Below are 25,209 nucleotides of genomic sequence, written 5' to 3'. Positions count from 1 at the left end.
TGTTCACCAGTGTTTCCAGCTCCGCCCGAATGTTGTCCGCGCCGTTGTCCGGAGCCAGCTCCTCCCGCAACCGCAGGATCAGCTCGACCACCGGCCCGGGCGTCGCAGCCGGGCTCGAGTGCGGCCGCCGTGACCGGGGCCGCCACTCGCCCTCGGCCAGGATCCGGGCGCGGTGCCGGTAAAACGTGCGTGGATTCACACCATTCAACCGGCACCACTCGGCCACATTCTCGATCTCCGGATCCACGATCAGCATCGCGTCCATGAGCCTCATCATCGCCTGCTTCCTCGCCACGACACAAAGTCAAAGCGCGATCAAGCGACACATCAAGTGAGACACACAGTGCGACAACTCTCATGAGACTGAAGAACGGTTAGAACCGTCCTTACCACTCACGAGTCAGCCGGCGTACTCCCAGGTGAGCAGGCTGATCTCCAAACCCTTCTCGACCTTCGTCTCCGGAGGCAGGTCGGTCAGGGTGTAACCGACGCGGCGGGCGACGGCCGCGCTGGCGGCGTTCTCGGAGTCGATCTTCAACTGAAGTGGTCCGAGCCCGAGGTCCAGCGCGTGCGCGGTGAGCACGCGCAGCGACCGCGCCGCCAGGTCCTGCCCGCGGTGGGCGGGCCCGACGGCGTACCCGAGCTCGGCCCCATCGTCCTTCAGGAACAGCACCACCTCGCCGAGCGGCTCGCCGCCGTCGGCCGTGATGGCCAGCCGCAGCCCCGTGCCCTCGGTACGGCGAGCGACGTACTTCTCGTAGTGCGCCTTCGCCGCCACCTCGTCGAACGGGGAGGGCAGCGGCGTGAACCGCGCGACCGCGGGGTTGTCGAACAACCCGGGCATGAACGCGATGTCGTCCTCGGCCCACTCCCGCAGGACGAGCCCTTCACCGGTGAGCCGGACTTCCTCCGGCCAGAGCGCCGTCACGGGATCAGCAGGAGCTTGCCGGTGGTGCGACGGCCCTGGAGGTCTTCGTGCGCCTGGCGGGCGTCGGCCAGCGGGTAGCGGCCGCCGATCCGGATGTTCAGCGAGCCGTCCTGAACGGCGGCGAACAGCTCGTTCACCCGCCACTCCAGTTCCTCGCGCGTGAGCACGTAGTGCGCGGAGGTCGGGCGGGTGAGGTACACCGAGCCGCTGCGGTTGAGCAACTGCGGGTCGATCGGCGGCACCGGACCGCTGGCCGCGCCGTAGAGGGCGAGCAGGCCTCGGATCTTCAGGCTCGCCAGGCTGCCGTCCACAGTGGACTTGCCGACGCCGTCGTAGACGACCTCGACCCCCTTGCCGCCGGTGAGGTCGCGGGTGGCCTTGGCGAAGTCGACCTGGTCGTAACGGATGACGTCGTCCGCGCCCGCCTGCTTGGCGAGTTCGGCCTTCTCGTCGGTGGAGACGGTGCCGATCACCCGGGCGCCGCGCGCCTTGGCCAGCTGGACCAGCAGCAGGCCCATCCCGCCCGCCGCGGCGTGGATCAGCACGTCGTCACCGGCCTTGACCTCGTAGGTCGAGGCGATCAGCGCGTGCGCGGTGATCCCCTGGAGCATCGTGGCGGCGGCGGTCTCCTCGGACACGCCGTCCGGGATCTTCACCGCGATGGTGGCCGGGACCAGACGACGCTGGGCGTAGCTGCCCAGCGAACCCTGCCAGGCGACCCGGTCGCCGACGGCGAAACCGGTCACGTCCGCGCCGACCGCGGCCACCGTGCCTGCCCCCTCCATGCCGAGGATGAACGGCGTGTCGACCGGGTAGATGCCCTCGCGGTGGTAGGTGTCGATGTAGTTGACGCCCGCCGCCGCGACGTCCGCGAGCAGTTCACCGGAACCGGGCTCGCCGACCTCGACTTCCGACAGTTCAAGGACTTCGGGGCCACCGGTTCGCCGGATCTGTACTGCCGCGGGCATAAATCCTCCTCGTTCAAGGTCGTTCCGACCGGGACAACTATGGCCGACGCCACGGTTATTCCGCGTCCCGGGCCTTTCGCGGTTAAGCTCGGCGCGTGGCTGAGACCGAAGAGAAGACCGAGACCGCCGCCCCCACGTCGCGCCAGGTCGCGGCCGCCCGCGACTTCGTGAAGCGGCACGGCAAGCCGTCGCGCGCGGTGGTGGAGAACATCGGCCGAGCCGGCGCGCGGGTCGTGCTCGTGGGCGCCGACGGTGCGCTCGGCGACGTCGTCGTCGCCTCCGTGGAGACGGGCGAGGCGCTGGTCGAGGCCGTCGAAGACCTCGAACCCGCCGAATGGGACAGCGAGACCGTGAAGGCCACCAAGATCGGCGCCGAGCACCGCCGCCGGATGGCGGGGAAGTGAGCGGCTCCGCGATCTTCGTCGCCTGCTCCACGCTGCCGGAAGGCGACGGCGACGAGCACGCCGTCCCCGAGGCGCTGGCCGACCTCGGCTTCAAGACCCGCTGGGCCGCCTGGGACGACACCACGGTCGACTTCGGCGCCGCGGACATCGTCGTGCTGCGCGCCACCTGGGACTACGCGGAACGCCACGACGAGTTCCTGTCCTGGACCGAGTCCGTGCCGTCGTTGTCCAATTCGGCCGAGGTCGTGCGCTGGAACACCGACAAGTCCTACCTGGCCGAACTCGGCGACGCCGGGGTGGCGGTCGTGCCGACGACCCTGATCGCGCCGGACGACAAGGCCCCGCGCTGGCCCAAGGGCGAGTTCGTGCTGAAGCCCGCCATCGGCGCCGGTTCGCGCGGAGCGGGCCGGTTCACCGAGGGCGACGCGGCCGCCGCGCACCTGTCCGGGTTGCAGGCGGACGGGAACACCGTGCTGCTCCAGCCGTATCAGTCCAGTGTGGACAGTGCGGGCGAGATCGCGCTGGTGTACTTCGGCGGCGTGTACTCGCACGCGTTCTCGAAGGCCGCGATGCTGGGCCGGGAACTCGACGAATCCGGGCTGTACGTGACGGAGAAGCTCGCGCCCGTGCAGCCCGCGGCAAGCTTCCGCGCCCTGGCCGAAGACGCTCTGGACGCGACGGCGGCGCTGCTGGGCATCCTGCGCGCGGAACTGCTCTACGCCCGCGTGGACCTCGTCGCCGGGCCGGACGGCAGGCCGCTCCTGCTGGAACTGGAGCTCGTCGAGCCTTCGCTCGGGTTCCGGCAGACCGATGCCGCCGCGGCCTGGCGGTTCGCCTCCGCCGTCCGCCAGCAACTCGCCTGACGCCCCGCATTTCGTCCTCTGAATGCGATCCTTGCGTGTGCAAGTACCGCATTCAGAGGACGAAATGCGACGGGGGGTCAGGCGGGTTTGACGAGTTTCGCGGCCAGGCGCTCCGGCTTCGGCCACCGCACGTCCCGCGCCCAGCCGAACTTCTCGAACAGCCAGATCACCCGCGCCGAAACGTCGACCTGTCCGCGCAGGACACCGTGCCGCGCGCAGGTCGGGTCGGCGTGGTGGGAGTTGTGCCACGACTCGCCCATGGACAGGATCGCCAGCGGCCAGAAGTTCGCCGCCTTGTCGCGGCTGGCGAACGGGCGCTCCCCGACCAGGTGGCAGATCGAGTTCACCGACCAGGTGACGTGGTGCAGGAACGCGATCCGGACGAGCCCGGCCCAGAAGAACCCGGTCACCACACCCCACCACGACCAGCTGATCAGCCCGCCGAGGATCGCGGGCAGCGCGAGGCTCAGCGTGATCCACAGCCAGAAGTAGCGGTTCACCACGCGAAGGTCCTTGTCCGCCACCAGGTCCGGCGCGAAACGGTCGTAGTTCGTCACCTCGCGGCTGAACATCCAGCCCATGTGCGCGTGCCAGAAGCCGCGCAGCAGCGCCCCGGGCGACGTCCCGAACAGCCAGGGGGAGTGCGGGTCGCCTTCACGGTCGGCGAAGGCGTGGTGGCGACGGTGGCTGGCCACCCAGAAGATCACCGAACCCTGCACCGCGAAACTCCCGGCGATGGCGAGCGCGACCCGCAGCGGGCGCCCGGCCTTGAACGCGCCGTGGGTGAAGTAGCGGTGGTATCCGACCGTCACCCCGAGCGTTCCGACGGTGTAGAACACGGCGGCCAGCGCCAGATCGACCCAGGTCATGCCCCAGCCCCACACGATCGGCACGGCGGCGAGCAGCGCGACGAACGGGACCAGCAGGAAGGTCTTGAGTATCAGCATCTCGCCGGAACCCCGGCGGTGGGAGATCAGGGGTTTGGACGGACTGGCCGGTGCGTCCGGCTCGGTGCTGGCGGTCATGCGACACCTCGTGCCTCGACTCGGTGGTGACCCCCGAGTGGGGCACCGAGCGCAGCGTAAGGGCAGTGTCTGGCGAGCACGCCGCCCGGGGGTTACGTCCGGTTTGCCAAGGGGTCAGTTCGAAGTGGCGAGTTCCCGATCGGCGGCGGGCGAAACCGGCGCGGGGCCACGATCGCGCGAACCGCACCACAACGCGGCCGTCGAGATGATCACCAAAGCGGAGCCGAGGACGTGGAGCGAGACCAGCGCTTCCGGCACGCCGAGCGCGTACTGCACCGAGCCCAGGACGCCCTGGGAAAGCGCGACGACCCACACGATCGTGTACCGCCGCCACACCGGCTTCGGCGTCTCGCCCCGCATCAACTGGAGCCCGAAGACGGCCAGCACGATCAGGTAGACCACCAGCAGTCCGCCGTGGACCTGGGTGAGTGTCTCGATCGGCGCCTGGAGCCGGTGGGTGCCGGGGTCTCCGCCGTGCGGGCCTGCGCCGGTCACCACGGTGCCCGCGACGAGGACGGCCCACATGGCCGCGGCGAGCACGATCAGGGTCTTGCGGCCCGCGTCCGGGATCAGCCAGCGCGCGGGCTCGTCACCCTCCTTGAACGCCCGCAGCAGCAGGACCGCGAGCCAGACCAGGGGAGTGGAGGCCAGGAAGTGGAGCGCGACGGTCCACCATTCGAGTTTCGCGAGCACGGTGATCCCGCCGACGACGGCCTGCAGCATCACGCCGGCGGGCATCGTCCAGGCCAGTTTCACCAGACGGCGGCGGCTCGGGTGCTCGATCTGCACGCGCCACGCGGTGATCACGCACAGCGCGGCGACCAGGATGACCACGCCGGTCAGCAACCGGTTGCTGAACTCGATCCACTGGGTGAGCATGTCCAGCTCGGGGTGCGCGACCGGCACGATGCTGCCTTCGACGCACTGCGGCCAGGTCGGGCAGCCGAGGCCCGAGCCCGTGACCCGGACGACCGAGCCGGTGACGCCGATTCCGGCCTGCGCGATCACCGCCGCTATCGCGACCGCTCGCTGGACCGCGAACGAGGGATACGGCAGACGCGCTACAAGGCTCTGGAACGGCACCGTCCGATGCTAGAACGCCGTTCCTGAGAGCCTTCCACCGGCCGCACCGGCTGTGTCGGCCGCCTCAGGTGAGCTTGGTGGTCTTGCTCGCCAGCGCGCCGGCGACGACACCCCAGCCGACGAGCACCGCGAACGGGCCCCAGCCGAACGAACCGTCCAGCAGCACCGAGCGCAGGCCTTCGGCGAGCGCGCCCGAGGGCAGCAGTTCGACGATCCACGCGACGCCGGACGGCATCGTCGACGGCGCCAGCAGGATTCCGCCGGCGAGCAGCAGCACGAACCAGACGATGTTCGCCAGCGCCAGCACGGCCTCCGCGCGCAGCGCTCCGCCGAGCAGCAGGCCCAGTGCGCCGAACGCGAGCGTGCCGACGATCAGGAACGGGATGGCGCCGAGGATGCCGCCGAGCGACGGCGACCAGCCCAGCAGCGCGGCGACCGCACCGAGGATCACCGCCTGCAGCGCGACCACCACCAGCGCGGCGGCCACCCGGCCCGCGACGAGCAGCCAGCGGGGCAGCGCGGTGGCGGAAAGCCGTTTGAGGACGCCGTAGCGGCGGTCGAAGCCCAGCGCGATGGCCTGTCCGGTGAACGCGGACGACATCACCGCCAGCGCCAGGATCCTCGGCGTGATCCAGTCCACTTTGGACGCGTCGCCTAGTTGCGACGACGGCAGGATGTCCAGCAGCGACAGGCCGATCAGCAGCGCGAGCGGGATCAGCAGGGTCAGCAGGATCTGCTCGCCGTGGCGCAGCGTCAGGCTCGCTTCGACCTTCGCGTGCGTGCGCAGCATCTTGCCGAACGAACCGCGACCGGGAGCGGGGGTGAACGTGCCCGCGGGGAACCGGGGCGTGGAAGTCGTCATGCGCGCAGTTCCCGTCCGGTCAGCTCCAGGAAGACCTCTTCCAGCGTGCGCCTGCCGACCTGGAGTTCCTCCGGCATGACACCCTGCTGCGCGCACCACGCGGTCACCGTCGACACCACCTGCGGGTCGATCGCGCCCTCGACGAGGTACGTCCCCGGCGCCGACTCGTGGACGAGGTGCCCCTCGGGCAGCGCCGAGGTCAGCAGCGCGGTGTCGAGCTTCGTGCGAGCCTTGAACCGCAGCTGCGCGGTCTCGCCTGCTTCGACGGTCAGCGACTGCGGGGAGCCTTCGACGACGACCTTGCCGTGGTCGACGATCACCACGGTGTCGGCCAGCGTTTCGGCCTCCTCCATCAGATGCGTGGTGAGCAGCACGCTGACCCCGTCGGCGCGCAGCGCTTCGAGCAGATCCCAGACCAGGCGGCGGGCCTGCGGGTCCATCCCCGCCGTCGGCTCGTCGAGGAAGAGCAGCTCCGGCCGTCCGACGAGCGCGCAGGCGAGCGAGAGCCGTTGCTGCTGCCCGCCGGAAAGCCGTTTGAACGGCGTCTTCCTCGCTCCCGAAAGGCCGAGGACGTCCAGCAGCCAGGCCGGATCGAGCGGGTTCGCGGCGCACGCGGCGACCAGGCCGAGCATCTCGTCGGCGCGGACGCCGGGATACGCGCCGCCGCCCTGGGGCATCACGCCGATCCGCGGCCGCAGCGCCGCGCCGTCGCGCGCCGGATTCAGGCCCAGCACGCGGACGTCGCCGTCGTCAGGCCGCAGGAAGCCTTCGCAGATCTCGACGGTGGTGGTCTTGCCGGCCCCGTTCGGGCCGAGCAGAGCGAGCAGGGTGCCACGTTCCATCCGCAGGTCGAGTCCATCGACGGCGGTGGTGGATCCGTAGCGCTTCACCAGCCCGGTGATCTCGACGGCGGGGGCGTTCACGACAGGTCACGATACGGCCTCACGCCGGGACCGAATGCTCCGGGGACGGTCTGGACAGCAGCAGTGGTGAGAGGCGGTGGACGATGAACAGCCCCAGAAGCGTGACGACCCCGGCCGCCGCCCACGCGAACGGCAGGACGAAACCGCGGCCCTCGAAGGTGCTCCCCGTCGTCGGCAGCAGGAACGGCAGGACGGCGGTGACGATCGTCGCGGCGATGCGGAACCGCGAGGTCCCCGCCGCCGCGGCGAGCGGGATGATCGCCCACAGCAGGTACCAGGGTTGCAGCGCGACGTGCAGCACCATCACCGCGCCGAGCGAGACACCGAGGCCGATGATCGGCCGGTAGCGCCATTTGAAGCTGTCCCAGAGGAACTTGACCGTCACCGCGCCCGCGACGAGATAACCGAGCGCGCCCAGGATCGGCACCATCGCGTTGGTGTGGTTGCCGAGGCCGAGCGCGATGCCGAGGACACCGCCGAGCGCCGCGAGCTCCGACGTCGGCGAGATCCACGAGCGGACCAGCCCCGGCGTCCCGAGCGCGCCGACCCAGCCGAAGCCGAGGCCGGTGCCGTAACAGACCGCCACCAGGGTCACGCCGAACAGCAACGCCATCGGCACCGCCGCGGTGAGCAGGTCCTTGATCCTGCCGTGCCATCGTCTGGCCACCATCACCGTGAAGAACGGCAGCGCCAGGATCGCGTTGATCTTCACCGCGACGCCGAGGGTGATGAGCACCACTCCGAGCCCGATGTAGAGGAGTTCGCCCTTGGCCAGCGGCGGCGGCTCGTCGTTCTTGAACCGCACCGGCATCCGCTGGAGGCCGACCTCCAGCCCGGCCACCATGAGCCCGATCGCGAGCGCGTCGTTGTGGGCGCCGGCGACGAAGTGGAAGATCAGCAACGGGTTCGCGGCGCCGAGCCACAGCGCGGTGGCGGGCTGCACGCCGAACCGCCGGGCCAGCCGGGGCAGCGCCCAGATGATCAGGATGACGCCGATCAGCGCGAGCCCGCGCTGCAGCAGCACGCCGGTGACGATGTTGCCGCTGCTCAGCGGGGCGAGCCAGCCGCCGAGCCGCAGCAGCAGCGGGCCGTAGGGTGCCGGGGTCTCGCGCCACATGTTGGAGACACCCGAGGTCAGCGGGTCGGAGACGCCGAGCGCTTCGGCCGGGCCGAGGGAGTACGGGTCCATCCCGCGGGCGACGATCTCGCTCTGCGCGAGATAGCTGTAGACGTCGCGGGAGAACAGCGGCGGGATGAACAGCAGCGGCGTGCACCAGAGCGCGATCGTGCGCGCGAGCTGGCCCTGGGTGGCGAGGCGGCGGCGCGCGGGCTGCGCGAACCGGCCGAGCAGCAGCCAGCTGAGCACGATGATCGCCATACCCGCCAGGCCCATCGCGAGCGAGACCATCGGGATCCGGGTGAACAGCCGCAGGACCGGGATCTCCTGCACCGGGTTGATCACCGGGGCGGCACCCGCGCCGAGCGAGCCGAGGGCGAGGAACAGGGAGCCGACCGCGCCGAACCGGCGGACCACGTTCAGCCCGCGCAGTTCCTTGTCGTCCAGCGGCTCCGGATCGTGCGGGCGCCCGGGCACGAGCGTCGCCACCGGCCCTGAAGCCCGGTCTTCCGGCTCTGCCCCGTCCGTGCCCCGCTGCGCCGGGTGATCGCCCACTGCCACGCACGAAGGGTAGCGATCCCGGGAACAGACCGGGCGGGTACGTGGTTACCCCTGTGCCCGGCCCGGCCGAAGTGACCCACGCCACTCCGTGAGGCACCCCTCTTTGCCGTCGCTCCGGAAATACGTCACACTTGTGTTGTGAAAAAGACGGGGACGCAGGACGAGGCCGGTGGCGACATGCCCCGCGCCGAGGTCCAGCCTGTCCCCGTGCAGGTCGGCCCCGAGGGCCGGACCAGGCACGAAGTGGCCCGCCTGCTGCTGGAACAGGGTCCGATGACCGCCGTCGTGGTGGCCGAGCAGCTGGGGATCAGCGCCGCCGCCGTCCGCCGTCATCTCGACGCGCTGCTCGCCGACGGCGAGGCCGAAACCCGGGACGCGCCCCGCCGCGGCCCCCGCGGGCGAGGCCGTCCCGCCAAGAACTTCCTGCTCACCGAAGCGGGCCGGGCCCGGTTCGGGCACGCCTACGACGACCTCGCGTCCTCGGCCATCCGCTTCCTCGCCGAACACGCCGGGGAAGACGCCGTGAAGGCCTTCGCGGAGGCTCGCGTCGCTTCGCTGGTCGGCCCGCACCAGGACGCGATCACCAAGCACACGGATCCGGCCGCCCGTGCCGAGGCTCTCGCTGCGGCGCTGACCAGGGAGGGCTACGCTGCGTCGACCCGTCAGGTCGGTGTCGGCGAACAGCTCTGCCAGCACCATTGCCCGGTCGCCCACGTCGCCGCCGAGTTCCCTCAGTTGTGTGAAGCCGAAACCGAGGCTTTCGCGGAACTCCTGGGTACTCACGTCCAGCGGCTGGCGACCATCGCACGCGGTGACAACGCGTGCACCACACACGTACCCGTCGTCTCGACGGGTCACCCGGCCACACCCGGGCCGGGAAGCACGGCGCCCTCCCCAGGGCGCACAGCACGGATCCCGAATGGAGGGAAACCCGCATGACTGCCGCTGCCGAGCAGCGCACTCCCACCACCGCGCCCATGAGCCAGGAAGAGACCATCGAGTCCCTTGGCAAGTACGCGTTCGGCTGGGCGGACTCCGACGAGGCGGGCGCCAGCGCCCGTCGCGGACTGAACGAGGACGTCGTCACCGACATCTCCTCGAAGAAGTCCGAGCCGGAGTGGATGCGCGAAGCGCGACTGAAGGCGCTCAAGCTCTTCGACTTGAAGCCGATGCCCAACTGGGGTGCGGACCTCTCCGGGATCGACTTCGACAACATCAAGTACTTCGTGCGGTCCACGGAGAAGCAGGCCACTTCCTGGGAAGACCTGCCCGAGGACATCAAGAACACGTACGACAAGCTGGGCATCCCCGAGGCGGAGAAGCAGCGCCTCGTCGCCGGTGTCGCCGCGCAGTACGAGTCCGAGGTCGTCTACCACCAGATCCGTGAGGACCTGGAGGCGCAGGGCGTCCTGTTCCTGGACACCGACACCGCGCTCAAGGAGCACCCGGAGATCTTCAAGGAGTACTTCGGCTCCGTGATCCCGGCCGGGGACAACAAGTTCTCCGCGCTCAACACCGCGGTGTGGTCCGGCGGTTCGTTCATCTACGTGCCCAAGGGCGTCAAGGTGGACATCCCGCTGCAGGCCTACTTCCGGATCAACACCGAGAACATGGGTCAGTTCGAGCGGACCCTGATCATCGTCGACGAAGACGCCTACGTGCACTACGTCGAGGGTTGCACCGCGCCGATCTACCAGTCCGACTCGCTGCACTCGGCGGTCGTGGAGATCATCGTGAAGAAGGGCGCCCGCTGCCGCTACACGACCATCCAGAACTGGTCGAACAACGTCTACAACCTGGTCACCAAGCGCGCCAAGTGCGAAGAGGGCGCGACCATGGAGTGGATCGACGGCAACATCGGCTCCAAGGTCACGATGAAGTACCCGTCCGTGTTCCTCATGGGCGAGCACGCCAAGGGCGAGGTCCTCTCGGTCGCGTTCGCGGGCGAAGGCCAGCACCAGGACGCCGGCGCGAAGATGGAGCACCTGGCGCCGCACACCTCCTCGACCATCGTGTCGAAGTCGGTGGCGCGCGGCGGTGGCCGCACCTCGTACCGCGGTCTGGTCAAGGTCGCGAAGCGGGCGCACCACTCGCGTTCCAGCGTCGTCTGCGACGCGCTGCTGGTCGACACGATCTCGCGGTCGGACACGTACCCGTACGTCGACATCCGCAACGACGAGGTCTCCATGGGCCACGAGGCGACCGTCTCGAAGGTCAGCGAAGACCAGATGTTCTACCTCATGTCGCGCGGTCTCGACGAGGCCGAGGCCATGGCGATGATCGTGCGCGGGTTCGTCGAGCCCATCGCGCGTGAGCTGCCGATGGAGTACGCGCTCGAGCTGAACCGCCTGATCGAGCTTCAGATGGAAGGGTCCGTCGGCTAGTCATGTCGGTTACCGAGAACAACGTTTCCGAAGCGATGCGCGAAGGGGTGGTCGTTCCGGCCACCTCTCGCGCGGAGCGATTCACCTCCTACGACGTCGAGGCCTTCGAGGTCCCCGGCGGTCGTGAGGAGAACTGGCGCTTCACGCCGATGAAGCGGCTGCGCGGCCTGCACGACGGGTCCGCCGCCGCCTCGGGTTCGGCCACCGTGGACGCCGACGCCGCCCCCGAACTGAAGATCGAGACGGTCGGCCGGGACGACGAGCGCCTCGGCGCCGCGGGTGTCCCGAGCGACCGGATCGCCGCGCAGGCGTACTCCTCGTTCACCGAGGCCACCGTCATCACGGTGCCCAAGGAGACGAAGACGTCGAAGCCGTCGACGGTGAAGATCACCGGCCCCGGCGAGGGCAAGGTCGCCTACGGGCATGTGCAGGTGCGTGCCGAGCAGTTCTCCGAGGCCGTCATCGTCCTCGACCACGTCGGCTCGGGCACCTACGCCGACAACGTCGAGTTCGTCATCGGCGACTCGGCGAACGTCACCGTGGTCAGCGTCCAGGACTGGGCCGACGACGCGGTGCACGTCTCCGAGCAGCACCTCAAGCTCGGCCGCGACGCCAGCCTCAAGCACATCGTCATCACCCTGGGCGGTGACCTGGTCCGCGTCTCGCCGACGGCGACCTTCGCCGACAAGGGCGGCGACGTCGAGATGCTCGGCCTGTACTTCGCGGACGCGGGCCAGCACCAGGAGCACCGGCTCTTCGTCGACCACGCGGTGCCGAACTGCAAGTCGAACGTGATGTACAAGGGCGCGCTGCAGGGCGACGACGCGCACACCGTGTGGATCGGCGACGTGCTGATCCGCGCCGCCGCGGAGGCCACCGACACCTACGAGCTCAACCGCAACCTGGTGCTCACGCCGGGCGCGCGGGCCGACTCGGTGCCGAACCTCGAGATCGAGACCGGCGAGATCGAAGGCGCCGGCCACGCGAGCGCGACGGGAAGGTTCGACGACGAGCAGTTGTTCTACCTCCAGTCGCGCGGAATCGGCGAGGAGGCCGCGCGCCGCCTGGTCGTACGCGGGTTCTTCCACGAGATCCTGGTCAAGATCGGCGTTCCCGAGGTGCGCGAGCGTCTCGAGGCCGCGATCGAAGCCGAACTCGAAGCCGTGGGCGCCTGAGCCCTCGTCCGTCCACATCAGACTTTTAGGAAAGAAATGCCTACGCTGGAAATCAAGGATCTGCACGCCTCGGTCACGACCGAGGAGGGCCCCAAGGAGATCCTCAAGGGCGTCAACCTGACCATCAAGTCGGGCGAGACCCACGCGATCATGGGCCCCAACGGTTCGGGCAAGTCCACGCTGTCCTACGCCATCGCCGGTCACCCCAAGTACGAAGTCACCTCCGGGCAGGTCCTGCTCGACGGTGAGGACGTGCTGGAGATGAGCGTCGACGAGCGTGCCCGCGCGGGCCTGTTCCTCGCCATGCAGTACCCGGTCGAGGTGCCGGGCGTGTCCATGTCCAACTTCCTCCGCACCGCGGCCACCGCGGTCCGTGGCGAGGCCCCCAAGCTGCGCCACTGGGTCAAGGAGGTCAAGGACGAGATGGGCAAGCTGGAGATCTCGTCCGAGTTCGCCGAGCGTTCGGTGAACGAGGGCTTCTCCGGCGGCGAGAAGAAGCGCCACGAGATCCTGCAGCTGGCGCTGCTCAAGCCGAAGATCGCCATCCTCGACGAGACCGACTCCGGCCTCGACGTCGACGCGCTGCGCGTCGTGTCCGAGGGCGTCAACGAGTTCAAGGCCAACAACGACGCCGGCGTCATGCTGATCACGCACTACACGCGGATCCTGCGGCACATCACGCCCGACTTCGTGCACGTCTTCGCCGGCGGCAAGATCGTCGAATCCGGCGGCCGTGAACTCGCGGACGAGCTCGAGGAGAACGGGTACGTCAAGTACACCGGCTCCGCCGAGACCGCCGCCGTCTGATCACTGAACTTCACGACTACACCGAGAGGAGTTGGCCCGATGACCACCACCACGGCTAACTCTGTACCGCTGGACGTAGCGGCCATCAGGGCCGACTTCCCGATCCTGACCCGCACGGTGCGGGACGGGAAACCCTTGGTGTATCTGGATTCCGGTGCGACGTCCCAGAAACCGGCGCAGGTGCTCGAAGCCGAGCGCCGGTTCCTGGAGACCTCGAACGCCGCGGTGCACCGCGGCGCGCACCAGCTCGCCGAGGAGGCGACCGACGCCTACGAGTCCGCCCGCGTGCGGATCGCGGAGTTCGTCGGCGCCTCCCCGCACGAGCTGGTGTTCACCAAGAACGCCACCGAGGGCATCAACCTCGTCGCGTACGCGATGAGCAACGCCGCCACGGCCGGTCCCGAGGCCGAGCGGTTCAAGCTCGGACCCGGCGACGAGATCGTCATCACCGAGATGGAGCACCACGCGAACCTCGTTCCGTGGCAGCAGCTCAGCCAGCGCACCGGCGCGACGCTGAAGTGGTTCTCCGTCACCGCGGACGGACGGCTCGACCTGTCCAATGTGGACGAACTGATCACCGAGCGGACCAAGGTGCTGGCGTTCACGCACCAGTCCAACGTGCTCGGCACGATCAACCCGGTCGAGTTCCTGGTGAAGAAGGCCCGCAAGGTCGGCGCGCTGGTCGTGCTGGACGCCTGCCAGTCGGTGCCGCACTTCCCGGTGGACCTGCACGCGCTGGACGTCGACTTCGCCGCTTTCGCGGGGCACAAGATGGTCGGCCCGTACGGCATCGGTGTCCTTTACGGCCGCCGTGAGCTGCTCGAAGCGATGCCGCCGTTCCTGACCGGTGGCTCGATGATCGAGCTGGTCCGCATGGAGCAGACCACCTTCGCCGCGCCGCCGCAGCGGTTCGAGGCGGGCACCCCCATGACGTCGCAGGCCGTCGGCCTCGGCGCGGCCGCCGACTACCTGTCGGCGATCGGCATGGATCGCGTCGCCGCGCACGAACACGTCCTCACCGAGGCGGCACTGGCCGGTCTCGGCGAGATTCCCGGCGTGCGGATCATCGGCCCCACCGACATGGCCGACCGCGGCGGACTGGTGTCGTTCGTCATCGACGGCGTCCACCCGCACGACTCCGGTCAGGTGCTGGACAGCCTCGGTGTCGCCGTGCGCGTCGGGCACCACTGCGCGTGGCCGCTGCACCGGGCCTGCTCGGTGCCCGCGACCGTGCGCGCGTCGTTCTACGTCTACAACACGCTGTCCGAAGTGGACGCTTTGGTGAACGGTGTGCGCGAGGCGCAGAAGTTCTTCGGGGTGGCGTGATGAACCTGGAGAGCATGTACCAGGAGATCATCCTGGACCACTACAAGAACCCGCACGGCCGCGGCCTGCGCGAGCCGTTCGACGCCGAGTCGTTCCAGGTCAACCCGACCTGTGGCGACGAGGTGACGCTGCGGGTGAAGGTCGACGACGGGAAGGTCGCCGACGTCTCCTACGAGGGACAGGGCTGCTCGATCAGCCAGGCGTCCACGTCGGTCTTGACGGATCTCGTCGTCGGGCACACCGTGGAGGAGGCGTTCACCACCATGGACGCCTTCGTCGAGCTGATGCAGGGCAAGGGACAGATCGAGCCGGACGAGGAGGTGCTGGAGGACGGCATCGCCTTCGCCGGCGTGGCCAAGTACCCGGCCCGCGTGAAATGCGCCCTGCTCGGATGGATGGCGTTCAAGGACGCCGTCGCCCGCACGACCAACGGAGTTGAGACGGCATGACCGAACAGCAGACCGAAACCCGCGAGGGCCGCACGGCCGCCGACCTCGACGCCGAGACCGCCGCTGCCCCGGACGCCGCCGACGTGGCGAAGGTCGAGGACGTCGAAGAGGCGATGCGCGACGTCGTCGACCCGGAACTCGGCATCAACGTCGTCGACCTCGGGCTGGTCTACGACATCCGCGTCGAGGCGGACAACACCGCCACCATCGACATGACCCTGACCTCGGCGGCCTGCCCGCTGACCGACGTCATCGAGGACCAGACCGGTGCCGCGCTCGTCGGCGGGGGAACGGGGCTGGTCAAGGACTTCCGGATCAACTGGGTCTGGATGCCGCCGTGGGGTCCGGAGAAGATCACCGACGATGGCCGCGAACAGCTGCGGGCGCTCGGCTTCACCGTCTGATTCCCTGTTTTTACGCGTGAAGGCCCCCTTCCCTCGGCTCAGCCGAGGGAAGGGGGCCTTCACGCGTTTGGCGACGCGGATCGTATAACGACCTATACGACGTCGCCGGTGCGAGTAGCGCGCGAAACCCCGGACGGGCGCGTGTCGTCCATCCAGACACGCGTGTCGTCCGCCTGATCACGCGAGTCGTCCGCCTGATCACGCGAGTCGTCCGGTCGAGCACGCGAAACCCCTATGTCCTGGAGGCCCCCTTTGAGACGTTCAACGTCTCAAAGGGGGCCTTCAGGACATGAGGGGCGGACCACGCGGCAATAAGCTGCCGGGATGATCGTCCGGTCCATCGCGCTCTTCGCGCTCGCCGCCCTGCTGGAGATCGGCGGTGCCTGGCTGATCTGGCAAGGCGTCCGGGAACACCGCGGCTACCTCTGGATCGGCGCCGGCGTCGTCGCGCTGGGCCTCTACGGCTTCGTCGCCACCTTGCAACCCGACGCGAACTTCGGCCGTATCCTCGCCGCGTACGGCGGGGTGTTCGTCGCGGGTTCGCTGGCGTGGGGCATGGTCGCCGACGGCTACCGCCCGGATCGCTACGACGTGATCGGCGCCCTCATCTGCCTGGCCGGGGTCGGGGTCATCATGTACGCGCCCCGAGGGTGAGCGGCGCTAGTCTGCGCTGTGACCGAAACCGGCTTTCCCGCGCCGCCCGCCGACAGACCCGGGCCGAAACGAAGATTCTCCCCGCTCCTGCTCGTGATGATCCTGCTGGCCGTCGTCGGCGTGGGCGCCGGCGGGTACGGGTTCTGGACCCTGCTGAGCTATCGCATGGTGAGCGTCCCCGGCGGCGGGATGGCGCCCACGATCCAGCCGGGCGCGGTCGTGCTGTACCGCTGGACGTCCCTGCCCGAGATCCCGCGCGGCGCGGTCGTCCTCATGGAGGTTTCCGCGTTCCCGGATTCGAGCCCCGCCGACGGCCGGATCGTCAAGCGGGTGATCGGTGTCGGCGGTGACCAGGTCGTGTGCTGTACGAACGACAACCTGATCGCCGTCAACGGGAAACCGGTCAAAGAGCCCTACTCCGAGGACGACAACGGGTACGGCCGCAAGGAGTACCGCCCGTTCAGCGTCCAGGTTCCGCCGGGCGCCGTGTTCGTCGTGGGCGACCAGCGGAACAATTCCCGGGATTCGCGGCTCTACGTCGGTATGCCGGGCGACGGTGCCGTGCCGCTGTCGAAAGTGGTCGGAGTCGTCGTCGGGCTGGGGAGTGTCCTCGCCGCCGACCCCTTCCCGCAGACGACCGCGTTCGTCGAGGCAGGGCTGCCCGGCGATCCGGTGTCCGACACCGGGTTCCGCACCTCGCGCAACCTCGCGCTCGGCGGGGCCGGGCTGGTCGCCGTCGGGGTCATCGGGGCGATCGTGACCGTTGTCCGCTCCGCCGGAAAACGACGAAGAGCAGCCGCAATCCCACCAATGCGCTGACCACCAGCAGGTTGTAGCCGAACATCTGGTGCAGCGTGACCCCGGCCAGCACCTCCGGGCCGGTCGCGCTGCCCAGCAGCAGCACGGCCATCAGGCCGGTGGCCACGCCGACGAACGCCAGCAGGATCTCGTGCACCAGACCGGTGACCACGTCGCGGTCGCGTTCGTCGGAGAACAGCCGGACGTTGACCGAAAGCCTGCCCTGCTCCAGCGCGTCGCCGATCCGGTCGACGCGGCGGGGCAGCCGTCGCAGCACCGGCAGGAGCGCCATCAGTTCGTTGGTGGCCGTGGACCGCAGCGATTCCGGGCGCAGGCCGGCACCGACCTGCTCGGCGGCGTAGGCGCGGGATTCGACGACGATGTTGAATCCCGGCGCCAGCGCGGCCAGCGTTCCCTCCAAAGTGGCCAGGGCGCGGAACACCGCGGCGATGGGCGGGGGCACGCTGAGCTGGAAGTCGGCGATCACCCGGAACAGGTCGGTGAACATGTCCAGATCCGGGGCCTGGCCGTGGTTGAAATGCTTGGCCACCAAGGCGCCCAGCGCCCGTTCCAGCCGCCGCTCCTCGATCTCGTCCGGCCGGTCGACGATCTCCAGCAGGCCGTCGCGCAACGCGGCCGGGTCGCCGCGGTCCAGTGCGAGGATCAGGTTCTGCAGTCCGCCGCGCAGGCCCGAGTCGAGCCTGCCGACGGAGCCGAAGTCGAGCAGGCCCAGCCTGCCGTCGGCGAGCAGCAGGACGTTGCCGGGATGCGGGTCGGCGTGGAAGACACCGCTGCCCATCACCTGGCCGAGCACGCACCGCAGCATCGACCGCGCGAGTTTCGCCCGTTCCGCGACCGGCACCTGCTCCTTGGCGGCGGCGAGCGGTTTGCCGTCGAGACGCCGCATCACCAGGACACGTTCGGTGGACAGTTCTTTGTGGACGGTCGGGAGAGCGACCTCGGCGTCCGGGGACGCGGCGGTGACCGCTTCGATGTTCCTGGCCTCGGTGCGGAAATCGAGCTCCTCGACCAGCGCGTCGGCGAACCCTTCGGCGAGGTCGACGACGCCGAGCGAGCGTGCCCAGCCCGCGCGCAGGTCGAGCGCGGCCGCCACCCGGCGGACGATGTCGAGATCCCGCTCGACCAGGGCCTGCACACCGGGCCGCTGCACCTTGACGACCACGTCCTGCCCGCCCCGCAGCTTCGCCCGGTAGACCTGCGCGATCGACGCGGCCGCGATCGGTTCCGGATCGAATTCGGCGAAGATCTCGTCCGGGTTCCCGCCCAGTTCCTCCCGCAGCACCGTCGCGACCTCGTCGGCGTCGGCGAAGGCGACCTGGTCCTGGAGCTTGCTGAGTTCGTCGACGAAAACCGGCGGCAGCAGATCGGATCGGGTCGAGAGCAGCTGGCCGAGTTTCACGAACGTCACGCCGCCCTCCTCCAGCGCGCGCCGCAGCGACCGCGCCAGTTTGGCGTGCCGGACCTGGGCGAGGCCGGGTTCGCGGCGGCCGGTGAGATAGCGGCCGAGGCCGTGCTTGATCGCGATCCGGGTGATCTGGGAGTAGCGCCGGGTCCGGGCCGCGCGGCGGCGCATCGACCGGATCCTGCCGATCAGCCCGAGGCCCGAGCCGGCGGGAAGGGCGAGTTCCGCGACGAACAGGAAGATCAGCGTGGCCAGGAAGGCGCTGCCCGCCACCGGGATGACCAGCCCTGCGAAGGCGTTGCCCGCGTACATCGCCTGCGGGAAGGCGGCGAGGATGCCGCCCGCGACCAGCCAGCCGAATCCGGCGGCGCAGCCCGCGCGGATCAGGCCGATCCGTACCCCCAGCACGCGGCGGGCGCCGACCACGAGCGGCCACAGCATGAGCGCGTAGACAGGCAGGGTGAGCAGGCCGAGCAGCAGGTTCATGCCGAAGAGGACATCACGCGCAGCCCGCGCGGGATTCCCGCTCCGGCGGGACGGTGCTCACCCCTGAGAGGGAACGGACCCCGAAGTTGTAGGTAGTGGTCGCCTCCTTGGGTGCGAACAGGACGCCCAGGACGGCGATCGCCGCCGCCGCGAGGAAGCCGGCACGAAGATCGAGGAGATCGCCGAGAAGGCCGATGAGCGGTGCTCCGGCGGCCTGCCCGAGTGCCAGCATCAGGAACGCCACGCCGACACCGAACGCGGGCGCCGCCGGGTAAGCCCTGGTGCCCCACAGGATCAGCACGCCGGTCAGTCCGATGTAGACGGCTCCGAAGAGTGCGGCCGCGACGACGAGCGCCGGGAGCGAGCGGGTGGCGAGCGCGAAGAGGGCCGTGGCGGCGGCGAACAGGACCATGCCCGCCGACCAGGCGCGGCGCAGTCCCGCGCGGGAGGTCAGTTCGGCGGTGAACGCGCCCGCCAAGCCGACCGCGCCGAGCACGATCCACACCACCGTCGAGGCGGTCTCGTCGAGTCCGCCGACGCTCACGGCGATGTCCCGGCCGAACGTCCAGATCGCCGCGCTGGCCAGGCCGAGGGTCGCGGCGGCGGGCAGCAGCCGTCCGGTGGCGGGCGGGAACAGCGGCGACGGCAGCCCTCGCGCGCGGTCGTCCTTCACCGGCGGCACGACCCGCGCGATCCACAAGGTCACCAAGGCCGAGGCCGCGGCGAAGGCCCACCAAGCCATCCGCCAGTCGCCGACGGCGAGCAGGGAGACCGGGCCCGAGACGAGCACGCCGAGTCCGGTCCCGGCGTTGACCACGGACTGGGCACGGTCCCGGCGGGTCACGCGGACGACGCGGGCGACCGCGTCGGCGAGCGAGGGGGAAGCCAGGCCGGTGCTGGCTCCGGCGAGGACGACGCCGAGCGCGAGGAGGCCCGCGTTCGGTGCGGCCGCGATCAGGGACGTGCCCGCGGTGGCGGCCGTCCCGGCGGCGAGTTCGCGCGCCCGCGCGCCCCAGCGGGTCGTCACGGCGGTCGAAGCGATGACCGCGAGGCAGTACGCGACGTAACTTCCCGCCGCGATGGCGCCGAGCGTGCCGCCGTCGAGGCCGAACTCCGTTCGGAGTGTCGGGGCGAAGAGACCGTACGCGTACCTCGCGAGACCGTACGAGACCGCGATCAGCGACAACCCGGCCGCGGTGAACGTCAGCTCGCGTTTGTACGAAGAAACCATCAGCTCTCCTCCAGGGGTATACCGAGCGGTATACCTCTGGAGTGTTCCCGCATTTCGCGCTCGGGTCAACCGATCGGTATAGTCGAAGCATGCTGACACCGGCCGGCGAACGCGTCCTGAGCGCCGCGAGCGAGCTCTTCTACCAGGAGGGCCTGAACGCCGTGGGCGTCGCGGCCATCGCCGAGGCCGCGGGCGTCACGAAGAAGACGCTGTACGCGTCCTTCGGATCGAAGACGGAGCTGACGATCGCTTACCTGCGAAGCCGTCACGACGTTTGGTGGGCGTACCTCGAAGAGCGGCTGGCGGAGGCCGAAGCGCCCCGGGCGCTGACGGTCTTCGACGCCTACGTCGACCACCCCAAGCTCGGGAGCGACCGGGGCTGCGCGTTCCTCAACGCGGCCGCCGAACTGCCCGCCGGGCATCCCGGGCTCGACGTGATCCGGCGGCACAAGGCGGCGGTGCGGGCGAAGTTCGCCGAACTCCTTCGCGAGGACGTCCCGGGCGCGGCCGATCCGGAGCGGCTCGCGGAGCAGCTCTTCCTCCTGCTCGAAGGCGCCGTCGCGCATACCGGCATCGACGGGGACGCGCACCGGGTCACACTCGCGAGGGAGATCGCGGAGATACTGATGAGGGATCCGCGCGAGGCGGGCACACGCTAGAAAGACCCCATGCGACTCTTCGGCCCGCTCCTGGATCGGGCGACCTACCGCAGGTGGGTCTACTTCATCCTCGGTGGCGCACTGAGCGTGCCTTATCTGCTCTTCGCCGCCATCATGGTGCCGTCGCTGCTGCCCCTCGTCGTGACGTTGGAACGCGGGACCGTCATCGGGCTGATCACCGTCGTCGTGGTGATGATCGCGTCGTCGTTCATCCCCGCCGTCCGCGTGCTGGAGGGCGCGGCCGTGCGGGAACTGCTGGACGATCCCGTGCCGGGAGTCGTGTTCGGGCCCGCGGGGAACTGGCCCGTCCGCCTGCGTTCGACCGCGATGTTCCTGCTGCACGTGAGCACCGGGTGCGTCGTCAGCCTGGTGAGCCTGTTCGTCCCGGTCGCGTTCGGTTTCACGATCGCGGCCCCGTTCAGCGGCCGGATCGCCCTGACCGACGAGAGCGCGATCGAGGTGCCGAAGGGCTGGGCGAGCGCGTGGATCCCGCTGGCGTGCCTGCTCGGCGTCGTCGCGCTGGCCTACGTCGTGTGGGGCGCGGGCGCGGTGCTGACCCGCTGCGCGAAGAGCCTGCTGGGGGTCTCGGCCGCGGAGCGGATCGCCCAGCTGGAGAAGCGCACCGAACAGCTCGCCGAACGCAACCGGCTCGCGCGCGAACTGCACGACTCGGTCGGGCACGCGCTGAGCGTCGTGACCATCCAGGCCGGTGCGGCAAGGCGCACCCTGAGGTCCGATCCGGAGTTCACCGAGCAGGCGCTCACCGCGATCGAGGATTCGGCCCGCGCCGCGCTGGACGATCTCGACCACGTGCTCGGCCTGCTGCGTGACGAAGCGTCGTCCCGGACGCCGCAATCAGGGCTGGCGGAGCTGCCCGCGCTGGTCGAGGCGACCCGGCTGGCGGGCGCCGAGGTGTCGGCGGAGATGCGTGGTGACCCGTCCGCGGTGCCGCCGGTCGTCTCGCGTGAGGCGTACCGGATCTTGCAGGAATGCCTGACGAACGCGTTGCGGCACGCCGGTAAGGTGCCCGTGGCGGTCCTCGTCGACGCCGGGGCGGAGCTGTTGCGGGTGCGGGTGTCCAATCCGCTCGGTGACGCGCCGCCGTCACGGGACGGGGGCGGCCGGGGGCTGAGGGGAATGACGGAACGGGTGGAAGTGCTCGGGGGCACGATCACCGCGGGCCGCGCGGACGGATTCTGGAAGGTCGAGGTGGCGGTGCCATGGGGGAAACGGCGATGAGCATCGGGGTGCTGCTGGTCGACGACGAACAGCTCATCCGGGCGGGGCTGCGGGCGATCGTCGCCTCGGAGCCCGATCTGGAGGTCGTCGGCGAAGCGTCCGACGGCGCCGAGGTGCCCGGCCTGGTGTCGCGGTTCCGGCCCGACGTCGTGCTGATGGACGTCCGGATGCCTTCGGTCGACGGGATCCGCGCCACCACGCATCTTATGTCCACTATGGACAATCCGCCGAAGGTGATCGTGGTGACCACCTTCGAAAACGACGACTACGTCTACGACGCTTTGCTCGCCGGGGCGAGCGGCTTCCTGCTGAAGCGGGCCAAGCCCGAGGAGATCGTCGCGGCGATCCGCACCGTGGCGGCGGGGGAGTCGCTGCTGTTCCCGGCCGCGATCCGGCGGCTGGCCGCGCAGCAGGCGAACCGGGGGCCGCTCGACGGTCTGGCCGGTGCCGGGCTCACCGAACGCGAAAGCGAGGTGCTGCGGCTGATGGCGGGCGGACTGTCCAATGTGGAGATCGCGGGCGAGCTGTACCTCGGCGTGCAGACCGTCAAGACGCATGTCGGGAACGTGCTCGCGAAGCTCGGCGCGCGGGACCGGACGCAAGCGGTGATCAAGGCCTACGACACCGGATTCGTCACGCCGGCGGGCTGAGGATCAGGTCAGTCAAGGGCGGCGAGGATCAGCGCTGCCATCGCGGCGGGATCCCCGTTCTCCGGGCGCAGCACCAGATCCGGGCTCTCGGGTTGCTCATAAGGAGCGTCCACCCCGGTGAACCCGCTGATCTCGCCCGCCCTCGCCTTCGCGTACATCCCCTTGGGGTCGCGGTCTTCGCAGACCTCAAGCGGGGTGTCGACGAAGATCTCGAGGAAGGGCAGCCCGGCGGCCTCGTGCGTGGCGCGGGCGAGTTCGCGGTCGGCCCGGTACGGGCTGATCAAGGAGACCACCGACACCACACCGGCGTCGGCGAACAGCTTCGCGACCTCTGCGACGCGGCGCACGTTCTCGGCGCGATCGGCGGGGCTGAAGCCGAGGTTCCCGTTCAGCCCGTGCCGCAGGTTGTCGCCGTCCAGGAGATACGCGGGCCTGCCCGAGGCCACCAGCCGCCGTTCCAGTTCCACGGCCACACTCGACTTCCCGGACGCGGAAAGCCCGGTGAGCCAGACGGTGAGCCCGCGTGTCGCGCGTTCCGCCCTGGTGACCGCGGCGGTGTGCCAGACGACGTTCGACGCGGTCGCGCTCGGCCCGGTGATCATGCCCGCCGCGACCGTCGCGCCGGAATGCTCGTCGACGAGCAGGAAACCTCCGGTGGAGCGGTTGCGGCGGTAGGAATCGAACAGCAGTGGCTGCCGGGCGCGCAGCCGGATCCGGCCGATTTCGTTGAGGGTCAACGACTTCGCCGTCTCGTCGCGGTGCAGGGTGGTGACGTCGAGCCGGTAGTCCAGGTCGTGGATCTCGGCCTTGGTCTCCCGGGTGGTGTGCCGCACGACGAAGGTATTCCCTGCTTTCAAAGGTCCTTGTTCCGAGAACCAGCACACCATCGCGTCGACGTCCCGGCTCGTGTGAGGACGGTTGCCGGGGCGGCAGATCAGGTCGCCGCGACCGAGGTCGAGGTCGTCTTCGAGTTCGATCGTGACGGCCTGCGAGGCGAAGGCCTCGGTGACCGCGGTGCCGCCCGGACCCCAGATCGCGCGCACCGTGGTGGTGAAGCCGGAGGGCAGGACGGCGACCTCGTCACCGGGTTTGAACACCCCGCCGGCGACGGTGCCCGCGTAGCCGCGGAAGTCGCGGCTGTGCTCCCGGATCACGTACTGCACGGGGAATCGCGCGTCGATGAGGTTGCGATCCGAGGCCACGTGCACCTGTTCGAGGTGATGCAGCAGGGAAGTCCCTTCGTACCAAGGCATACTGGCGCCCCGGTGCACGACGTTGTCGCCGTGCAGCGCCGACATCGGCACGAAGGTGAGGTCGTGCACCTGAAGCTTCATGGCGAACCGGCGGAATTCCTCACGGATCTCTTCGAAGCGTTCCTGCGACCAGCCGACCAGGTCCATCTTGTTGACGCACAGCACCAGATGCGGGATTCCCAGCAGGCTGGCCAGGAACGCGTGCCGTCGCGACTGTTCGAGCACGCCCTTGCGGGCGTCGATCAGGATGAGCGCGAGATCCGCGGTGGAGGCGCCGGTGACCATGTTCCGGGTGTACTGCACGTGTCCCGGCGTGTCGGCGATGATGAACTTCCGCCGCGGCGTGGCGAAATAGCGATGGGCGACGTCGATCGTGATGCCTTGTTCGCGCTCGGCACGCAGGCCGTCGGTCAGCAGCGCGAGGTTCGGGTACGCCTCGCCGCGGTCGCGGCTGGTGCGCTCGATGGCTTCGAGCTGATCGGTGAACACCGTCTTCGAATCGAACAGCAGGCGGCCGATCAGCGTCGACTTCCCGTCGTCGACGCTGCCCGCGGTCGCGAGGCGGACCAATGAAGCGCCCATCAGAAGTAGCCTTCCTTCTTCCGGTCTTCCATACCCGCCTCGGAGATCCGGTCGTCGGCGCGGGTGGCGCCGCGTTCGGTGAGCCTGCTGACCGCCACTTCGGCGACCACCTCGCCCGGCGACGTCGCCGTCGACTCGACGCAGCCCGTGCAGGTCGCGTCGCCCACGGTGCGGAAGCGAACCTTTGCCTCGTAAGGGCTTTCGCCTTCGTTCAAGGTGAGGAAGCGCGTGTGCGCGAGTAGCATGCCGTCCCGCTGGACGACCGGACGCCGGTGCGAGTAATAGATCGAGGGCAGGTCGACGTTCTCCGCTTCGATGTACTGCCAGATGTCGAGCTCGGTCCAGTTGGACAGCGGGAAGACGCGGATGTGCTCGCCCTTGCGGTGCCTGCCGTTGTACAGATCCCACAGCTCCGGCCGCTGATTGCGCGGATCCCACTGGCCGAACTCGTCGCGGAAGCTGAAGACCCGTTCCTTCGCACGGGCTTTCTCCTCGTCGCGCCGGGCGCCGCCGAAGATCGCGTCGAAGGAATGCTCGCGGATCCCGCGCAGCAGGGCGGTGGTCTGGAGCCGGTTGCGGCCGGCCTTCGGGTCTTCGACGACCCGGCCCGCGTCGATGTCGTCCTGGACGCTGGAGACGACGAGCCGGAGGCCGTACCTGGCGACCGTGCGGTCCCGGAACTCGATGACCTCGTCGAAGTTGTGCCCGGTGTCGACGTGCATCACCGGGAACGGTGGCGGCGACGGCCAGAAGGCCTTGGCCGCGACGTGGAGCATCACCATCGAGTCCTTGCCGCCGGAGAACAGCAGCACGGGCCGTTCGAAGGTCGCCGCGACCTCGCGGAAGATGTGCACGGCTTCGGCTTCGAGTGCTTCGAGATGGGTGAGCTCGTAGGCCGGGGACGCCATCGTGACCTCCGTCGTTCGAGATCAGAAAAGTAGAACAAGTTCTTGTG

Annotated in this window: 25 protein-coding genes; 14 read left to right on the top strand and 11 right to left on the bottom strand. The window is 69.5% G+C overall.

Going from position 1 to position 25,209, the window contains the following annotated elements:
- Positions 1–400 precede the first annotated feature (400 nt).
- Together DMC61_RS06425 and DMC61_RS06420 are read right to left on the bottom strand one after the other, a co-directional pair.
- The gene (locus DMC61_RS06425; RefSeq protein ID WP_125687596.1) at positions 401–928 is read right to left on the bottom strand and encodes a GNAT family N-acetyltransferase; all 528 of its coding nucleotides are present in this window, start codon (positions 926–928) and stop codon (positions 401–403) included.
- A complete protein-coding gene (locus DMC61_RS06420; protein ID WP_125687594.1) occupies positions 925–1,896 on the bottom strand; it encodes a quinone oxidoreductase in 972 nt (323 codons plus the stop codon). The genes DMC61_RS06425 and DMC61_RS06420 overlap by 4 nt, the downstream gene beginning before the upstream one ends.
- A gap of 95 nt (positions 1,897–1,991) precedes the next feature.
- Here DMC61_RS06420 and DMC61_RS06415 point away from each other — a divergent pair, with 95 nt between their 5' ends.
- Positions 1,992–2,300, top strand: coding sequence for a hypothetical protein (locus DMC61_RS06415; protein WP_072027818.1), 309 nt, complete (start codon positions 1,992–1,994; stop codon positions 2,298–2,300).
- Positions 2,297–3,163 carry a RimK family alpha-L-glutamate ligase gene (locus DMC61_RS06410; RefSeq protein ID WP_125687592.1) on the top strand — a complete coding sequence of 289 codons (867 nt, stop codon included), beginning with the start codon at positions 2,297–2,299 and terminating at the stop codon, positions 3,161–3,163. Before DMC61_RS06415 ends, DMC61_RS06410 begins: the two co-directional genes overlap by 4 nt.
- Before the next feature lie 77 nt (positions 3,164–3,240).
- Here the strand turns inward: DMC61_RS06410 and DMC61_RS06405 are convergent, their stop codons facing one another.
- From DMC61_RS06405 to mptB, 5 genes are all read right to left on the bottom strand, one after another.
- Positions 3,241–4,188 (bottom strand): acyl-CoA desaturase, encoded by a 948-nt coding sequence (locus tag DMC61_RS06405; protein WP_016333161.1) that lies wholly within the window; start codon positions 4,186–4,188, stop codon positions 3,241–3,243.
- 114 nt (positions 4,189–4,302) lie between these two features.
- On the bottom strand, positions 4,303–5,271 hold the full coding sequence (locus DMC61_RS06400; RefSeq protein WP_016333162.1) for a heme A synthase: 969 nt from the start codon (positions 5,269–5,271) through the stop codon (positions 4,303–4,305).
- Positions 5,272–5,335: 64 nt separating this feature from the next.
- Positions 5,336–6,133, bottom strand: coding sequence for an ABC transporter permease (locus tag DMC61_RS06395; RefSeq protein ID WP_199749916.1), 798 nt, complete (start codon positions 6,131–6,133; stop codon positions 5,336–5,338).
- Positions 6,130–7,056, bottom strand: a complete 927-nt coding sequence (locus DMC61_RS06390; RefSeq protein ID WP_125687590.1) for an ABC transporter ATP-binding protein — start codon at positions 7,054–7,056, stop codon at positions 6,130–6,132. Before DMC61_RS06390 ends, DMC61_RS06395 begins: the two co-directional genes overlap by 4 nt.
- A gap of 19 nt (positions 7,057–7,075) precedes the next feature.
- On the bottom strand, positions 7,076–8,662 hold the full coding sequence (gene mptB / locus DMC61_RS06385; RefSeq protein WP_016333165.1) for a polyprenol phosphomannose-dependent alpha 1,6 mannosyltransferase MptB: 1,587 nt from the start codon (positions 8,660–8,662) through the stop codon (positions 7,076–7,078).
- Positions 8,663–8,872: 210 nt separating this feature from the next.
- On the opposite strand from mptB, the gene DMC61_RS06380 reads away from it, so the two are divergent.
- The 9 genes from DMC61_RS06380 to lepB all read left to right on the top strand — a co-directional run bounded on the left by DMC61_RS06380 (position 8,873) and on the right by lepB (position 16,752).
- Positions 8,873–9,673: a metalloregulator ArsR/SmtB family transcription factor gene (locus tag DMC61_RS06380; RefSeq protein ID WP_016333166.1), complete on the top strand. Its 801-nt coding sequence runs from the start codon at positions 8,873–8,875 to the stop codon at positions 9,671–9,673.
- Positions 9,670–11,118: a Fe-S cluster assembly protein SufB gene (gene sufB, locus DMC61_RS06375; protein WP_007029701.1), complete on the top strand. Its 1,449-nt coding sequence runs from the start codon at positions 9,670–9,672 to the stop codon at positions 11,116–11,118. The genes DMC61_RS06380 and sufB overlap by 4 nt, the downstream gene beginning before the upstream one ends.
- 2 nt (positions 11,119–11,120) lie before the next feature.
- Positions 11,121–12,293, top strand: coding sequence for a Fe-S cluster assembly protein SufD (gene sufD / locus DMC61_RS06370; RefSeq protein WP_016333167.1), 1,173 nt, complete (start codon positions 11,121–11,123; stop codon positions 12,291–12,293).
- 36 nt (positions 12,294–12,329) lie between these two features.
- Positions 12,330–13,100 carry a Fe-S cluster assembly ATPase SufC gene (gene sufC / locus DMC61_RS06365; protein WP_063276055.1) on the top strand — a complete coding sequence of 257 codons (771 nt, stop codon included), beginning with the start codon at positions 12,330–12,332 and terminating at the stop codon, positions 13,098–13,100.
- A 39-nt stretch (positions 13,101–13,139) separates the two neighbouring features.
- On the top strand, positions 13,140–14,426 hold the full coding sequence (locus DMC61_RS06360) for a cysteine desulfurase (RefSeq protein WP_125687588.1): 1,287 nt from the start codon (positions 13,140–13,142) through the stop codon (positions 14,424–14,426).
- Positions 14,426–14,875: a Fe-S cluster assembly sulfur transfer protein SufU gene (gene sufU, locus DMC61_RS06355; protein ID WP_034311809.1), complete on the top strand. Its 450-nt coding sequence runs from the start codon at positions 14,426–14,428 to the stop codon at positions 14,873–14,875. The genes DMC61_RS06360 and sufU overlap by 1 nt, the downstream gene beginning before the upstream one ends.
- Positions 14,872–15,279, top strand: a complete 408-nt coding sequence (locus DMC61_RS06350) for a metal-sulfur cluster assembly factor (RefSeq protein WP_034311811.1) — start codon at positions 14,872–14,874, stop codon at positions 15,277–15,279. The genes sufU and DMC61_RS06350 overlap by 4 nt, the downstream gene beginning before the upstream one ends.
- Positions 15,280–15,603: 324 nt before the next feature.
- Complete coding sequence (locus tag DMC61_RS06345) at positions 15,604–15,933, top strand: YnfA family protein (RefSeq protein WP_125687586.1); 330 nt, start codon at positions 15,604–15,606, stop codon at positions 15,931–15,933.
- 18 nt (positions 15,934–15,951) lie between these two features.
- Positions 15,952–16,752: a signal peptidase I gene (gene lepB, locus DMC61_RS06340; RefSeq protein ID WP_125687584.1), complete on the top strand. Its 801-nt coding sequence runs from the start codon at positions 15,952–15,954 to the stop codon at positions 16,750–16,752.
- Here the strand turns inward: lepB and DMC61_RS06335 are convergent.
- Both DMC61_RS06335 and DMC61_RS06330 read right to left on the bottom strand, forming a co-directional pair.
- Complete coding sequence (locus tag DMC61_RS06335; RefSeq protein ID WP_125687582.1) at positions 16,676–18,640, bottom strand: AarF/ABC1/UbiB kinase family protein; 1,965 nt, start codon at positions 18,638–18,640, stop codon at positions 16,676–16,678. The two genes, lepB and DMC61_RS06335, sit on opposite strands and share 77 nt — an antisense overlap.
- Positions 18,641–18,653: 13 nt before the next feature.
- Complete coding sequence (locus DMC61_RS06330; RefSeq protein WP_125687580.1) at positions 18,654–19,871, bottom strand: MFS transporter; 1,218 nt, start codon at positions 19,869–19,871, stop codon at positions 18,654–18,656.
- Positions 19,872–19,960: 89 nt separating this feature from the next.
- On the opposite strand from DMC61_RS06330, the gene DMC61_RS06325 reads away from it, so the two are divergent.
- The 3 genes from DMC61_RS06325 to DMC61_RS06315 are packed head-to-tail and all read left to right on the top strand — an operon-like array spanning position 19,961 to position 22,419.
- Entirely contained in the window at positions 19,961–20,530 is a 570-nt protein-coding gene (locus DMC61_RS06325; RefSeq protein WP_125687578.1) for a TetR/AcrR family transcriptional regulator, read from the top strand.
- 9 nt (positions 20,531–20,539) lie between these two features.
- Positions 20,540–21,769, top strand: a complete 1,230-nt coding sequence (locus DMC61_RS06320) for a sensor histidine kinase (protein ID WP_125687576.1) — start codon at positions 20,540–20,542, stop codon at positions 21,767–21,769.
- Positions 21,766–22,419, top strand: a complete 654-nt coding sequence (locus tag DMC61_RS06315; RefSeq protein ID WP_043848028.1) for a response regulator transcription factor — start codon at positions 21,766–21,768, stop codon at positions 22,417–22,419. The genes DMC61_RS06320 and DMC61_RS06315 overlap by 4 nt, the downstream gene beginning before the upstream one ends.
- 8 nt (positions 22,420–22,427) lie before the next feature.
- Here DMC61_RS06315 and cysC read toward each other — a convergent pair whose 3' ends face one another.
- Together cysC and cysD are read right to left on the bottom strand one after the other, a co-directional pair.
- Positions 22,428–24,254: an adenylyl-sulfate kinase gene (gene cysC / locus DMC61_RS06310; protein WP_125687574.1), complete on the bottom strand. Its 1,827-nt coding sequence runs from the start codon at positions 24,252–24,254 to the stop codon at positions 22,428–22,430.
- Positions 24,254–25,162, bottom strand: coding sequence for a sulfate adenylyltransferase subunit CysD (gene cysD, locus DMC61_RS06305; protein ID WP_125687572.1), 909 nt, complete (start codon positions 25,160–25,162; stop codon positions 24,254–24,256). Before cysD ends, cysC begins: the two co-directional genes overlap by 1 nt.
- Between the last annotated feature and the right edge of the window lie 47 nt (positions 25,163–25,209).

The organism is Amycolatopsis sp. WAC 04169, assembly GCF_003947535.1.
GTDB classification, from domain to species: Bacteria; Actinomycetota; Actinomycetes; order Mycobacteriales; family Pseudonocardiaceae; genus Amycolatopsis; species Amycolatopsis keratiniphila.
The sequence above is the reverse complement of the archived record's forward strand: the minus strand, read 5'-3'. Positions and strand labels throughout refer to the sequence as shown.

What these genes read in the sequence shown, in the direction of transcription:
- sufU (WP_034311809.1), top strand. Translation starts at nt 14,426, where the DNA reads ATGAACCTGGAGAGCATGTACCAGGAGATCATCCTGGACCACTACAAG.
- DMC61_RS06335 (WP_125687582.1), bottom strand. Translation starts at nt 18,640, where the DNA reads ATGAACCTGCTGCTCGGCCTGCTCACCCTGCCTGTCTACGCGCTCATG.
- sufB (WP_007029701.1), top strand. Translation starts at nt 9,670, where the DNA reads ATGACTGCCGCTGCCGAGCAGCGCACTCCCACCACCGCGCCCATGAGC.
- DMC61_RS06420 (WP_125687594.1), bottom strand. Translation starts at nt 1,896, where the DNA reads ATGCCCGCGGCAGTACAGATCCGGCGAACCGGTGGCCCCGAAGTCCTT.
- DMC61_RS06350 (WP_034311811.1), top strand. Translation starts at nt 14,872, where the DNA reads ATGACCGAACAGCAGACCGAAACCCGCGAGGGCCGCACGGCCGCCGAC.
- DMC61_RS06325 (WP_125687578.1), top strand. Translation starts at nt 19,961, where the DNA reads ATGCTGACACCGGCCGGCGAACGCGTCCTGAGCGCCGCGAGCGAGCTC.
- DMC61_RS06320 (WP_125687576.1), top strand. Translation starts at nt 20,540, where the DNA reads ATGCGACTCTTCGGCCCGCTCCTGGATCGGGCGACCTACCGCAGGTGG.
- sufC (WP_063276055.1), top strand. Translation starts at nt 12,330, where the DNA reads ATGCCTACGCTGGAAATCAAGGATCTGCACGCCTCGGTCACGACCGAG.
- cysC (WP_125687574.1), bottom strand. Translation starts at nt 24,254, where the DNA reads ATGGGCGCTTCATTGGTCCGCCTCGCGACCGCGGGCAGCGTCGACGAC.
- sufD (WP_016333167.1), top strand. Translation starts at nt 11,121, where the DNA reads ATGTCGGTTACCGAGAACAACGTTTCCGAAGCGATGCGCGAAGGGGTG.
- DMC61_RS06395 (WP_199749916.1), bottom strand. Translation starts at nt 6,133, where the DNA reads ATGACGACTTCCACGCCCCGGTTCCCCGCGGGCACGTTCACCCCCGCT.
- DMC61_RS06330 (WP_125687580.1), bottom strand. Translation starts at nt 19,871, where the DNA reads ATGGTTTCTTCGTACAAACGCGAGCTGACGTTCACCGCGGCCGGGTTG.
- DMC61_RS06315 (WP_043848028.1), top strand. Translation starts at nt 21,766, where the DNA reads ATGAGCATCGGGGTGCTGCTGGTCGACGACGAACAGCTCATCCGGGCG.
- cysD (WP_125687572.1), bottom strand. Translation starts at nt 25,162, where the DNA reads ATGGCGTCCCCGGCCTACGAGCTCACCCATCTCGAAGCACTCGAAGCC.
- DMC61_RS06360 (WP_125687588.1), top strand. Translation starts at nt 13,140, where the DNA reads ATGACCACCACCACGGCTAACTCTGTACCGCTGGACGTAGCGGCCATC.
- DMC61_RS06345 (WP_125687586.1), top strand. Translation starts at nt 15,604, where the DNA reads ATGATCGTCCGGTCCATCGCGCTCTTCGCGCTCGCCGCCCTGCTGGAG.
- DMC61_RS06405 (WP_016333161.1), bottom strand. Translation starts at nt 4,188, where the DNA reads ATGACCGCCAGCACCGAGCCGGACGCACCGGCCAGTCCGTCCAAACCC.